This window comes from Moraxella sp. CTOTU47915, assembly GCF_031986685.1.
GTDB classification, from domain to species: Bacteria; Pseudomonadota; Gammaproteobacteria; order Pseudomonadales; family Moraxellaceae; genus Faucicola; species Faucicola tetraodonis.
This window is the reverse complement of sequence record NZ_DAMAAE010000022.1, coordinates 1-13,048: the sequence shown is the minus strand read 5'-3', so window position 1 is coordinate 13,048 and position 13,048 is coordinate 1. Positions and strand designations below refer to the sequence as shown.

Below are 13,048 nucleotides of genomic sequence, written 5' to 3'. Positions count from 1 at the left end.
TCAAAATTTCCTCATTATGTCCTTTTGTATATTAAATGTTCAACACAACCTAGTATTAATGTGATAAAAAGCGCCGAAAACATGGCACTTGTACCACCGTGTGAAAATCCCCACCAAGAAGCAATAGCCAATGCAATTATAGTGAAAATAATATCGAAATAAAAATGCCTCATAATTTTTACCTTGATGTTTATTCAATTATTCCTATAAAAAAAGTGGCATTTACTTACCACTTTTTTATCTATATAAAACAACGCATTCTTATCCGATATTAATGCCATACTGCGCACACATAGCCGCTAGACCACCCGAGTATCCCTGCCCGACTGCTCGGAATTTCCATTCACCATTATTGCGATACACTTCGCCAAATACCATCGCAGTTTCAACTGAATAGTCTTCGGCTAAATCAAATCTGACGACCTCGACACCTGTTTCATCATTAACGACACGAATAAAGGCATTTTGTACCATACCGAAGTTCTGTCCGCGTGCTTGCGCATCATGGATCGTAACTGTTACTACAATTTTATCAATCTCAGGTGAAACCAAAGATAGATTAACCTTAACGGCCTCATCATCACCGTCGCCTGCACCACTACGATTATCGCCCGTGTGTTCTACTGCACCATCGGCAGATTTTAATTGGTTGTAAAAAATAAAATCGTGGTCACCACGTACTTTACCGCTTGTCGTGAGTAAAAATACACTGGCATCCAAATCAAACTCTGCGCCAGAAGTCGCACGCTCATCCCAACCTAAGCCAATCAAAAGCTTTTTTAGACCCGGATCTGTTTTGGATAAGGATAAATTACCACCTTTATTGAGTGAAATTGCCATACTAATCTCCTATGATTGATTATTTGATTGATTGTAGTTGAACAATTTTAATTTTAAAAAGCCATGACCATTGCTCAAAGTCATTAAACACTCATTATTTTCGACCAGCTCGCCAAGAAAAACCCCAGCCAAATGCGTTGTCCATATCACCATGATGATTGAAATACCGATTAATACGCTCAACTTTAATACTACCTGCTTCATTGACCAATCGCGCGATTGCACACATCGCCAGTCTATTAGAACCTTCTGTTAAACGTGTCTCAATAGGTGGCTGATTAGGCACTTGAATAGTCACCATACCATCGGTATGATCCCAATTTGGGGCACCTTCGTAGATGAAAGCATAAATTAGAACCTCTCGAATCTCTTGCCAATGTTTACCATTAATATCTATCCATTCGCCGTCCACAGATGCACCAGTACGATCATCCGCTCTTAAACGTATAAAAGGTAATTGCTCAAATTTACCAAAATTTCTGCCCAAAGCTTGGATGACTTGCTTATCTCCATTTTTTAGTGCAATAAATGCTCCAAGATCTAGATCAATACCGGAGTTTTGCGAACCAAATAAGCCGCCTAGTAACCCGCCTTTATTGGCAACTGATTTTTGATTCCAGTTAAGATTAATTGAGATTTTCCCAAAATCATCGCGTTTTTCAAGGTTAATGCTAGATTGGTTTTTGGTTAAGGTAATTTTGCTTAAATTAAGCGCGGTTTTCGGTAAATTGTTAGATTGACTTCCGTTAGATGTATTAGCCGGTGGGACAGTAGGTGAAATAGATGGACGAGCATTTTCATCAGCAATATCTACCCCAAAATGTTCGGATAATGGCTTTAAGCCACCGTCAAACCCTTGACAGACAAATCGAAACTTCCAAGCCCCTTGTCGGCGATAGCATTCACCAAGTATTAAGGCCTTTTCAATTCGACCTTGGCTTACGACTTCACTTTCGATGATGACTCGATTGGCATGCAATACCTGTAGCCTGATGTTGCCTAATTGTGCTACTGGCATCTCACTGGACATGGCCAAAGCAATTTTTTCAATGGCTTGTGGTTGATGGGTAAGTTTGATATCAAAAAAACAGTCAGTATCATGACCACGATAATTCACACTTCTATCATCACTTTGCAGTTGACCATAAAAAACCATATCCCCATCACCACGTACTTTGCCATTATTAGCTAGACGATAAGCCGCACAATCAATGGGTTTGTTACTAAGCACGCGAATTGTGATATCATCTGTGGGTAAGCCTGTATTGGCACCTGTAACCAAAATTTGAGACATATTCATTCCTTAAAATTTAGTAGTTTTCAACCATCTGAACAACTATTAGCCGACCACCGTCTTGTTTAGACAGCAGTATTTGTTTACCATCAATAAGCTCTACTTTATTCCCGATCGCAATGGCTGTTTTATTTGTAATGTCATATAACTCAGGCATGTTTTCATTAACTAACCACCATTGCCCTTGATGCAGCACAAAATAGCCGACTCGCTTGGTTTGATGTGCGGCCAAGCGTTCATTGGGTGCGATAAGACTACTAACGTGCCAAGGAAATAGCGACTGACCTGTCCACACCATTAAACGATGATTATCGGGGCGAAAACTCCCTTCGCGTTTAGAAGAATACAGATTTAAAATAGGTAGTTTGCCTATAAATGGCGTGCCACAAAAAGGACATTTTGGCTTTGTACTATTATCAAAAACATACCATTGCTGGGCGCAGGCGCTGTTTTGACAAGGTTGCATTAGATCTACAGTCTTTACCAAGGCAACTTCCCAATCGTTGGCAGAGGGGCGTTGTGATGGGTCATGTAAGGCAGTAACGAAACTTTTTAGGAATAACTCTGTCAAATAGGGACCGGTAATGGTAAATGGTACTTTTGAAGGATCTGCCCAAGGCAGTTGGCTATCTTTTAGCTGAGCGGGATTGACTGCATTACTATGATCGATTGGGTGTTCAATAAAGAGTGCTTTTTCACCCATCCCAAGCATTTCGTCGCGTTGTGGGTCTTCTATATCATGTACCTTTTTACCTCGCAGTGGATGGCGATAGAGGAGATACATATAGATTAACACCGCTAACGCATGTCTATCTGTGGCAATCGATGGTAAAATACGTTTTGGGTCATCTTTATTAAGATGAGAGGTTGCCACTACTTCAGGTGCGATGAAATCTGGTGTTCCTACTACATCGGGTGGGTACTTTCCTGGTACTACCAGCCCATCCACATCTATCACGCACGCCTGACCTGTCGCAGGGTCAATTAATACATTTTTATACGATAAATCAGAGTGTGCTAGACCAGCTGCGTGCATTCGTCTAACAGCACGGGCAATTAAAATACAAATTTTGACGTAGTTTAGCCAGTTGCCTTTTTCCTTTTCATCTAAAAAGCGATTTTGGTTACTGGCACTGGCAAACCACTTACCTTCTTTTTCTTTGCCTTTGATGTGCAAAAAATCATTGTTTTTTGAACCATGTGCAAAGAAAAAGTAAGGTTGATAAGTGGGGGCGACAATACCAATTAAGCCATTATGCTCAAGCATGGCATACGGCCAACAAAAGATACGTTTCCAATAGTCGCCACCGATACCCTCAAAAATACTTTGCCACTTATGACCTACGATTTCTTTTAAACGATCCTTCTGGCGTTCTAGATCCGCAGGGTTTTTATAAAAATTATTTTTCTCTTTACTAAAAAAACATACGACATAAGACTTATCAGGGGAAAAATACACATCTTTCATCGCCCCTGATCCGATCATCTCATCGACATATTGGACTGTTTTACCGTCGTAAGTTTGACAGGTGATTACATTCGCCATGTGGTATCTCCTTGCATGGCAAGTGTGGTATTGGCAGGGGATTGGGCTTGATGATTAGCCATAGCCTCAGGGGCATCGCCTACATTATCAGTATTTAGCAACTCACCTTGTGACGGTGGTTCATTCACGCACGGCTCTTCACTGCAGATTGATAATAAGGTAGTGGTTTGATTAGGCTGCAAGATGACCATGGTGCGATCATCATGATGACCAGGCGTCAAAAAATGCATCCAATCTAGTAAGGCTTGGTCTGGGTTTTCTTCATTTAATAAGGGAGACAATTCTGCCCAAAGCTGATTCCAGAGTGCTTGCTGTTCTAATCCTGCGTCAGTTTCAAATTTAGGGTCTGATACGCCATCTGTTAGTAGTAGGACAGCTTCGACCGAATCATAATATCCCATACGCATTCGCTCATTCATATTGTGCGAAAAGGTGCGATTTAAAAAACTTGTCTGTCCCGCATATTGTCCGCCATCCGGCTTGCCCATGAGACGTATTTTATCACTTGAGTACACTGCAATCGCACCATCACCTATCCAAAAACTGGTGATAAAGGTTTGATTATTTTGCTGCCTTACGATACCCATTAGTAAAGTAGTGGCAAAATCCTTGATATCACTGTTTGAAGACTTTGCTTCAGCTTCTATAGCGTCCAATGCAAGCGTAATAGAGTCTTGAAATAAGGGATTTACCATTGCATTGATGCGGCTATATGCGAGTTGGCTGATTTCATCGTTTTGACCTGGTTTGACATCAAATAATGCCTGCTCTATGTCACTAATAACTGTGCCCAGCGATGTTTTTAAGATATTGCCAATGGTATTAACGACGATTCTAGAGCCTTCGCGTGAGTATTTGGCACTGCCTGCACCATCCGCTGCAATCATAATCGACCAGTCTGGCAATCCATCTACTACACTAATATAAAAATCATCATCTCTAAAACTACCAGCATGTTCATGTGAGCGTCCTCGGCGACTGCATCCAACTAAGATATAGTTAGTCTGCTTGATATATTTTCTATCCTCATGTGGCTTAGGATAAGGTAGTGTATTATCAGGCTCATTGATTTGCCAAAGCGATTTGGGGTCTGGGTTGACAATTAGTAAACAGGTATCAGATTTGGTATCACCTAAGTGATCTTGGTAGTCAAACCCAAGGTTGAACTCGCCTGCTACCAATGGCGTTCCCTTAATAATAGCCTGTTCAGCCTCAAACATTAACCCAAGTGAATTAGGGATTTGCACATTATTGATAACGATGGGGCAATCTGATTGGGTGGGTCGAATAGTGGCTTGGTAAGGCTGCTGTACTTTTGCATTGGGTAATTGAAAATTTGGCATGTTATGTATCTTAGTATCTGATGAAACTTGCTTGGCTAAATCTATATGGCTTGCTGGAAGCAGTGATGTATCAATTTGAATGCTTTTATCGCCTAATATTGGTTGATTTATTGTTCCCAATGACTTATCAAATGGGCTGGTTTCTTGTGGTGTTAAAGCATTAGTTTCGTTTTTTGAACTTGATGACTGTTTAAGGTTATCCAGATAATGGATATCGTCAATCAGAATTTCATTTTGGAATGGTGCAATAATCTGCAGGGAGTTAGTGGCATGCTTATCACTTAGTTGGTAAGTCAACTTATGCATTGAAAGATAATTAGCACGCATAGGCGGCTCACAAACACTGCTAGCAGCTAACAATGGTCTAAAACCTTGCTGCATGAGTAAAAATAGCAAACTATTTGGTTCAACTGTTATCAAGCCATCATCACTAGCCCTTAAAAGTAACGCCAAAAAATTTTGTAAACTGTTCCAAATGATTTTATCGTCTAATAGACTGACAATAGCTTTTATTAGCCCCTCATCGCAATAGGTGACATTATTGGCAGAGTCTTTAATAAGATCATAAAGCCATTGAGCAGCGAGCCACTGCGTGTTAGGTATGTTTAAAGGTTTAACATCATCTAAAGGGGGAGTCATATCTGTATTACTCTCAACGCATTGACTTATATTATGAAGGCAGCTAACCTTTACCACGGGTAACATCAAATCCTTCACTATCTCCATCAGTAAAGCTGACCATCCGCTGACACCATGGGCAGATAACATATTGAGAAAACCCATCAAAGCACATGAGCTTGCCGCAGCCACATAAGGCAAAGGCAGAATCTGCATGACAGTGTGGGCACATAGGTGCACCTTGTAATAAGTTGCTATTGACTTGGTGGTCGTTGATGGTATTATCCGACCAAGTAAAGTAGTCTTCTGCTACGATGTAGCAACCTTTTAGCTGATAATTAGCAAAGCTAAGCCCCACATCATCTAAGTTATAAAGCATATTTTTTTCATATTTAATTAGATAAGGTGACTGTTTTTTTGAGCAGCGCCCAATCAATGTAAGATTAAAGTCATCAACTTTAACCACTGGTTTGTTGTACTCTTTATCTAAAAAACTAAAACCTTCATCCAGTTTCGGTAATAATGCACTCATCTCTGTACCAAGGCTTTGGCTTTGAGCAACGACCGAAGCACTGATCCATTTAAAAATTTTTTTGAATTCAGTCTCGGTCATATTGCTTGCGACCACAACATGTTCTGTAATTTGTTGTAAGACACTTAAATCAACGCCCTCACCGATTGCAATAGCCACTAAGGTAACTTTGTTCTTATACATAGCCTCCCATTTTTGTAATGCAGCTCGGTAGTCATCGGTGGGTCTACCATCTGTGAAGATATAAACTATGGGTTTCCAATCGCCTTTATGATCTGTGGTGCTTTTGACCACATAGCGATCAATCTCAAACATTAAATGCTCAAGAGCCTTGCCAAAGTTCGTTCCACCACCGATTGGCAATGTAATGGGATAATAAGCAAACACTTCAACCAATGGTAGCAAGGTTCTGACAATACCAGCAAAACCAATGACTGATACAAACACTGTCTCTAGCGCATAAGGGTCTGAGCGAAGATTTTTAATGACAAATTCCATGCCCCTCTGCATCTCATCGATATTCTCTCCGACCATGGATTCTGAGCAATCAAGCATGAAAAATACAGGCAAGCGGCGCATTTTACTATCCTTAAAAGCAATCATTAAAGCACAAATTGTATTTCTGCTGGGGGGGGTGGCAAATCTAAAGATTTGGATACCCCTGCACTACTACTCCCTGAAGTCACGCTTGCCGATACCCATTTAAAGAACGCTGAAAACGCATTGGCATCCATGTTGTCGAGGAGAACAATATTATCGGTCAATTGCTTTAAATACTCTGTTTTGGCCTTAGTACCTGCCGCACAAGCAACAATACTGGCGAAATTATACTGTTTTACCATGCCACTTAGTTGCTCGAAGGCATAGACATCTGAGGGTGAACCGTCGGTCATGATAAATAGCATCGGACGCCAGTCACCTTTTTGCTCGCTAGTATTTTGCTTAATTTCTGTTTGCAATTTTTGTATGAGTAACTCAAGTGCTGCTCCCATAAAAGTAGCCCCTGAGCTTGGTGGCTGAAGATCAGATAGCTGAACATCGGCTAATGCGGTTAGTGGTAGATGCTCTCTAGCCTCGATATCAAATGTGATGATGCTTAAATAGACGCTTTCAAGCGCATAGGGATCTTGACGCAAAGCGCCAAGCAGGGTTCGTAATCCCACATTCACTGAATGAATGGGTTCACCGCGCATTGAGCCCGAAGTATCCAATAAAATATATACAGGTAATCGGCGCATACGTTATCCTTGCGTTGTCTCTCAAAATCTAATAAAGTTTGATGCCTAAAATCCTCACGATATGTCATTAATAAGCAACAAAGCGTTTCAGCCAATCGACAAAGTTATCAGTAGTGTCTGGCTGGCCAATGGCATTAAAACGCCAACTATTGTTCTCACGAATAAGTTCTGCAAATAGCATTGAGCGCTGATTAGCATACTGCGTCATATTAAGGTCAAAACGTAGCATTTCTAGCCCTCTAGCATCGACTGCTCGGATAAAGGCATTTTGCACCAAACCAAAGTGTTGATTCTTAGATTTACCCTGATAAATTTGTACTACAAAAACTACTTTTTGATAGTTTGATGGTAGTTGATTAAGATTAATGATAATCTGCTCATCGTCGCCATCACCTTCACCAGTACGATTATCGCCTGTTAGCCAGATATGACCTGATGGATGGCGCAGATTATTAAAATAAATTACATCACTTCCATTTAATGTAGCATTGCCTTTGGCGTCATGACCGAGATTACGAACCTTACCATTAACATCACACAAAAAAGCAATGACATCTAAATCATAATCATCACCTTTGCCCATCAGATTCGCAAAAAATCCCGTTTTCTGCTTAATATCCCAACCTAAGCCAATCGTGACTTTTGATAGGTCATATTTACTTTTTTCTAATGATAATCCCTGACCCTTTGCTAAACTGACAGCCATGGTAACCCCTTATAATAGTGATAGTGTTTTATAGTACGATATTGACTTCTGGTGGTGGCGGAGGTAAGTCATTTAAGCCGGTGACCTCTTTAAACTCAGCATCCAATTTTTGGCTACCGGTTGAGACACTGGCAGATACCCATTTAAAAAATGCCTTAATAGTGTTGGCATCTGCTGTATCTAATGAAACGACAATCTCTGTAATTTGCTTTAATACGGAGGTATCAGCTCCATGCCCTGCTGCACAAGCAATAATCATTGGAGATTTGATGCTCTGTAGATTTTTTAGACCTTTTTGCCAGTCGTCGGTGGGTGATCCATCAGTCATTAAGAATACTAAAGGCTTCCAATCCCCTTTAATCTCTGATGTTGTTTTTTGTACTTCTTGATCAATTTTCTGGGCTAGCAGACTCAAGGCACTACCCAAACTTGTTGTACCTGTGGCTGTTAGATTAGGTACCTGAAAACTTGCTAACTCTGTCAGCGGTACCACTTGCTTGGCATTACTGTCAAAGGTGATAATAGAAAGATAGGCTGTCTCTAATGCATAAGGGTCTTGTCTTAATGTTGACATTAAAATTTGTACGCCATTTTTGACCGATTCAATCGGCTCACCATGCATTGAGCCTGAAGTATCTAATAACAAGTATACTGGTAGCCGTCTCACACAATCCTCCAAATTAAATTATGTAATAGTTATTTTCTGATTGTTTCTAGAATGTTTTTAATAACAGTTAGATTAGCAGTTTTTTCCAAATTTCAAAACAAAAATTTAAAAATTTTTCGGAATTTACCTTTAGATTTGTCATAATTTCAATAAATGAAGGCTTAACCCAATTGAACAAATATGACTAGTCATTAGGCAAAAGATTCGTTTAACGCTAAGTAAGTTTGATACGCTAAGAATTTTTAGCGAACTTTACTTGGTATAATTCGATTTCATCTAAGTAATTGAAAAAACTAGAATTGTAAAAAATTCGTAGTATACCTATTAAACCATAACGGTTTTCCTAACCTTTGAATTGCTCAGGTCGAACGGAAAACCTTAGAAAAATTTTTCTAATTAGATACTGTGAAAGATTTTGTGTAAATCCACTTTTAACACAAGGGTTTTACACAGAAATATTTACATTAAAGATTCAATAGAAGTTTTGCTTGTAGAACTATTCAAGGACTGTCATACACCTGAACAAATTTCGGGTGAAAGCGGTATCTTAAAACAATTTGCTAAATGAATTGCAGAACGAGCATTGCAAGCCGAAATGACCCATTATCTGGGCTATGCTAAACACGACTATCAAGGCAAAGCTGATAAAGATAACTTAGATGACTTTATTAATCATAAGCCAGAAAATTTCATTAGCTTAGTTCCTAACGAATTACCTTTTTGGCCTTAGCTTCATGTAGCCAATCAGGAAATTCTTCTAACATTAGCTCATATAAGCGTTCATCGCTAATACTAGTAATCTGATCCAAATCAAAGAAGTTACAGTTATCGACTATGCGACCGCTCATATTATCTAGTTTCTCAAGCACCCCATAATTATGACCCCCAATCCCGACAAACTGCCAAAATATCGGCAACATCGCCGCCTTAGTTAAAATATTTTGCATCTGCCGTCCATTACCGACACCACCATCAGAGATAAACAATACATACACAGGGATACCATCATTAAACTGCTGATAGTAGTTAATCACCGCTTCAATAGCTGGAATTTCCTCATTAATACGAGCACCGACTTTCCAATTGCGCCAACCTCGCTTGGTTTGCTCAATAAACTGACTGACATTGCTTAACGTGACATCGTCTAGCTGTGTGGTGTATTGAGCAAATGCCCAACATTCAAAGCTACCATCATTATCAAAGCTAATAGCAAGCGGCATGAGCCGATCGACCACTTTTTGAACATCGCCATTTTTATATTGATGATTCATTGACCCTGATGCATCGAGAACTAAGGCTACTCGGGCTTGAACGTCCAGTAAATTTTTCTTCTCTAGTTGTACGAGTGACTTTTTAGTTAAGTCAATAATGAATAGCCACCGATTTTGTAGACACCTTAAAGTTAGATAAAATGGCTAATTTATGAGGTGAATATGAGCGGTAAACGATACCCTGAAGAATTCAAAATCGAAGCAGTAAAACAAGTCACAGAGAAAGGCTATAGTGTAGCAGAAGTAGCTACACGTTTAGGTACGACCACCCATAGCCTTTATGCTTGGATTAAAAGATACGATCAAGGGCAATCCAAGGCAACCAAAGACAAGGATTCAACTGCCGAACTTGCTAGGCTAAAGAAAGAGCTGCAACGGGTTACTGAAGAAAGGGACATTCTAAAAAAGGCCGCGGTGTACTTCGCAAGTCAGTCCAAATGAGGTACGCCTTTATTCAGGACAACCAACACATATGGTCTATTCGTCGCCTATGTTCTACTTTAGATGTTCATCACAGTGGCTATTACGCATGGTTAAAGCAACCTATCAGTAAAACTGCCAGAAAGCGACAACATCTATCGGGATTAATTAAACAATTTTGGCTAGAATCTGGTGGCGTCTATGGCTATCGTAAGATTCACTGTGATTTAAAAGATGTCGGTGAAGCTTGTGGTGTCAATCGTGTACATCGACTGATGAAAGCAAATGGTCTTAAATCACAGCGTGGCTATCGTAAACCTCGGTCCTATGCAGGTACACCGTCTGTTGTTGCCGCGAACACGTTAGCCCGACAGTTTAATCCAATTGAGCCAAATCAATCATGGGTCACAGATATTACTTATATCCGTACACATGAAGGATGGCTATATTTAGCAGTGGTAATTGACCTGTTTTCGCGCCTTGTAGTTGGCTGGTCTATGAAATCCAGAATTACAACAGATTTAGTTTTAGACGCATTATTGATGGCTTTGCTTCGTAGACATCCTAAGAATAAAGTACTGGTCCATTCTGACCAAGGTAGTCAATACACTAGTCATGAATGGCAGACGTTTCTTAAGTATCATAATCTTGAAAGCAGTATGAGCAGACGAGGCAACTGCCATGATAATGCGGTTGCTGAAAGCTTCTTTCAGTTGCTAAAGCGTGAAAGAATCAAAAAGAAAATATATCTTTCAAGAGATGAAGCTAAATCAGATATTTTTGAGTATATTGAGATGTTTTATAATTCTAAACGCAGACACGGTTCCATTGGTCAACGTTCCCCTTTAGAATATGAAATGACCCATCAACAGATGGCTAAATGTGTCTAGAATTTTGGTGGCTATTCAATAATGCTGGCATTGCCTGTTTTTGCTGCCTTTTCTAACGAAATTTTCTTCTTTAGATCAATCTTGGAGAATGAGAGTGTCGGTGATGTATTAATAGAGGTTTCTTCAGCCACTTCGCCACCGAAATGTTTAATTAAAGCAGCTAATCCTCCATTAAAGCCCTGCCCTACTGCACTCATTCGCCAGATATTGTCTTTTTTATACAATTCCAATGCCATTAGAGCTTTTTCTTGGTTAAACATACTGCCATCTAACTGAAAGCTGGCTGCCGTTTGCTGTTGGTTTTGTAAGTTGATTAACGTTAATGGCAGATGTGCCATGGTCTGAAAGCCATCAATTGTCAGAGTTAATATCAATCTTTCAATCTGCTGCGGTAAACTTGCTAAATTAATAGTAAAGCTGACTTTCTGGCTATCATTTTGAGTTAGTTTGATACTGCTACAGGGACTTTGTGGTTGGTTATAAAAAATCATGTAGGCTTCATTACTGAGTTTACCCTGGCCATCTAACCCAAACATTGAAATATCTAGGGTTAAAGTAGTGGGTAGTATTACATCTAAATTAAAGACTAATTGATTGCCTAATGCATCTGATAATTTAAGTTTTTGTCCACGAATAAGCTGCATTCTTTATATCCTTATTAGTTGTTATAATTTTTAGCTTAAATTTCTTTAGTCAAAGCAAGCCATTAACCGTTAGTAACGTGCATTAAGATAAGTTCAAGTGTATTTGAATCATAGGCATGCTTAAAAGATAAATTGCGGGTGACTCCTTTACTAGAGCTGATATCGATGCCATTGGTAAAGACTTGATAACCAATCAATTGATTGTACGGATAGCTAAATGATTTTTTACAGCCTACAAACATTACTCGCTGATTAGTCACTACGAAACTACCAGAATCGACTTCAACAATTCCGGTTTCACTGACCATTCTGCCCTTTTGCTGACCAACACGAAAACTAACACCTTTGGCGACTCGAATATTGACACCGGCAGAAACGCCTTGATAACCACGTTTTATTACACGCTCTTCAACTAACCCTGCTTTAATCACAAAATGGGCAACTTCATTGGCTTTTAAAATTAAGCCTGCGACAGATAGAACAGGTAAGCGTCCTTGTTGAAGCTGACGCAATTGTCGGTGATACTCAATCGTTTCTAATTCTTGTGGGATTTGATTGAAATTCACCATCAATACATTTTGGATTTCTTGAATGTTACGTTCTTCTTCCTCGGTGATTATCCCATCGCTTACGATGGCTTTAAATGCGGCTTTGTAAGCCTCTACATTAATTTTACGGAAGTCTTCTTCTTCAATATTGTACCGCTGGGCTAATTGATTAATGGTATTAAGCTCACTATCAGTAAGTTTGCCATCAGATACTGCGGCTATCAACACTCGTTTAAAGTCTACTTTATTTGCTCGATCTAGTCTTACGTTATTGAACTTATCCTTTAATTCGCCAAATAATGCCAATTGTCTAAACCTTATTAAAATAAAATTATGTTAATAGGATAGACAAATGTAAAATTTTAAACAACGGATTTTTTAAAAATTATATTTGCATAATGCTATTTTCTTAGTAAGCATCCGACCAACCCCTATTGCATTTTCCAAACATGAGGCAGGAGCTCATCAATATCCTTATCTTTATGGGTAGG

At 39.4% G+C, this 13,048-nt stretch carries 11 protein-coding genes and 1 pseudogene; 1 reads left to right on the top strand and 11 read right to left on the bottom strand.

Annotated features, from left to right (window positions below; translation table 11 throughout):
• Positions 1 to 261: 261 nt before the first annotated feature.
• The 9 genes and pseudogenes from RTL34_RS11015 to RTL34_RS10975 all read right to left on the bottom strand — a co-directional run.
• A complete protein-coding gene (locus tag RTL34_RS11015; protein WP_309592542.1) occupies positions 262 to 840 on the bottom strand; it encodes a TerD family protein in 579 nt (192 codons plus the stop codon).
• A 94-nt stretch (positions 841 to 934) separates the two neighbouring features.
• Positions 935 to 2,140 carry a TerD family protein gene (locus tag RTL34_RS11010; protein ID WP_312116912.1) on the bottom strand — a complete coding sequence of 402 codons (1,206 nt, stop codon included), beginning with the start codon at positions 2,138 to 2,140 and terminating at the stop codon, positions 935 to 937.
• Between the two features lie 10 nt (positions 2,141 to 2,150).
• A complete protein-coding gene (locus RTL34_RS11005) occupies positions 2,151 to 3,680 on the bottom strand; it encodes a helix-hairpin-helix domain-containing protein (RefSeq protein ID WP_312116910.1) in 1,530 nt (509 codons plus the stop codon).
• Positions 3,668 to 5,662 carry a PP2C family serine/threonine-protein phosphatase gene (locus RTL34_RS11000; RefSeq protein WP_312116908.1) on the bottom strand — a complete coding sequence of 665 codons (1,995 nt, stop codon included), beginning with the start codon at positions 5,660 to 5,662 and terminating at the stop codon, positions 3,668 to 3,670. Before RTL34_RS11000 ends, RTL34_RS11005 begins: the two co-directional genes overlap by 13 nt.
• A gap of 43 nt (positions 5,663 to 5,705) precedes the next feature.
• The gene (locus RTL34_RS10995) at positions 5,706 to 6,776 is read right to left on the bottom strand and encodes a TerY-C metal binding domain-containing protein (protein WP_312116906.1); all 1,071 of its coding nucleotides are present in this window, start codon (positions 6,774 to 6,776) and stop codon (positions 5,706 to 5,708) included.
• Complete coding sequence (locus tag RTL34_RS10990) at positions 6,776 to 7,411, bottom strand: vWA domain-containing protein (RefSeq protein WP_309592537.1); 636 nt, start codon at positions 7,409 to 7,411, stop codon at positions 6,776 to 6,778. The genes RTL34_RS10995 and RTL34_RS10990 overlap by 1 nt, the downstream gene beginning before the upstream one ends.
• Positions 7,412 to 7,478: 67 nt before the next feature.
• Entirely contained in the window at positions 7,479 to 8,117 is a 639-nt protein-coding gene (locus RTL34_RS10985; RefSeq protein ID WP_309592536.1) for a TerD family protein, read from the bottom strand.
• Between the two features lie 28 nt (positions 8,118 to 8,145).
• On the bottom strand, positions 8,146 to 8,784 hold the full coding sequence (locus RTL34_RS10980) for a vWA domain-containing protein (RefSeq protein WP_312116902.1): 639 nt from the start codon (positions 8,782 to 8,784) through the stop codon (positions 8,146 to 8,148).
• Positions 8,785 to 9,488: 704 nt separating this feature from the next.
• Positions 9,489 to 10,154, bottom strand: a pseudogene (locus RTL34_RS10975) (vWA domain-containing protein); the annotation flags it as partial.
• Between the two features lie 63 nt (positions 10,155 to 10,217).
• Between RTL34_RS10975 and RTL34_RS10970 the strand changes: the two are divergent.
• A protein-coding gene (locus RTL34_RS10970; RefSeq protein WP_312116901.1) for an IS3 family transposase occupies positions 10,218 to 11,365 on the top strand; the annotation gives its coding sequence in 2 pieces (ribosomal slippage) (positions 10,218 to 10,455 and positions 10,455 to 11,365; 1,149 coding nt in all).
• A gap of 11 nt (positions 11,366 to 11,376) precedes the next feature.
• On the opposite strand, the gene RTL34_RS10965 is transcribed toward RTL34_RS10970, so the two are convergent.
• Positions 11,377 to 12,009 (bottom strand): TerD family protein, encoded by a 633-nt coding sequence (locus tag RTL34_RS10965; protein ID WP_312116899.1) that lies wholly within the window; start codon positions 12,007 to 12,009, stop codon positions 11,377 to 11,379.
• A gap of 62 nt (positions 12,010 to 12,071) precedes the next feature.
• Positions 12,072 to 12,863 (bottom strand): hypothetical protein, encoded by a 792-nt coding sequence (locus RTL34_RS10960; RefSeq protein WP_312116897.1) that lies wholly within the window; start codon positions 12,861 to 12,863, stop codon positions 12,072 to 12,074.
• Positions 12,864 to 13,048: the final 185 nt, after the last annotated feature.

Coding starts and splice junctions, on each gene's coding strand:
- RTL34_RS11015 (WP_309592542.1), bottom strand. CDS start 840: ATGGCAATTTCACTCAATAAAGGTGGTAATTTATCCTTATCCAAAACA.
- RTL34_RS10995 (WP_312116906.1), bottom strand. CDS start 6,776: ATGATTGCTTTTAAGGATAGTAAAATGCGCCGCTTGCCTGTATTTTTC.
- RTL34_RS10965 (WP_312116899.1), bottom strand. CDS start 12,009: ATGCAGCTTATTCGTGGACAAAAACTTAAATTATCAGATGCATTAGGC.
- RTL34_RS10985 (WP_309592536.1), bottom strand. CDS start 8,117: ATGGCTGTCAGTTTAGCAAAGGGTCAGGGATTATCATTAGAAAAAAGT.
- RTL34_RS11010 (WP_312116912.1), bottom strand. CDS start 2,140: ATGAATATGTCTCAAATTTTGGTTACAGGTGCCAATACAGGCTTACCC.
- RTL34_RS11000 (WP_312116908.1), bottom strand. CDS start 5,662: ATGACTCCCCCTTTAGATGATGTTAAACCTTTAAACATACCTAACACG.
- RTL34_RS11005 (WP_312116910.1), bottom strand. CDS start 3,680: ATGGCGAATGTAATCACCTGTCAAACTTACGACGGTAAAACAGTCCAA.
- RTL34_RS10990 (WP_309592537.1), bottom strand. CDS start 7,411: ATGCGCCGATTACCTGTATATATTTTATTGGATACTTCGGGCTCAATG.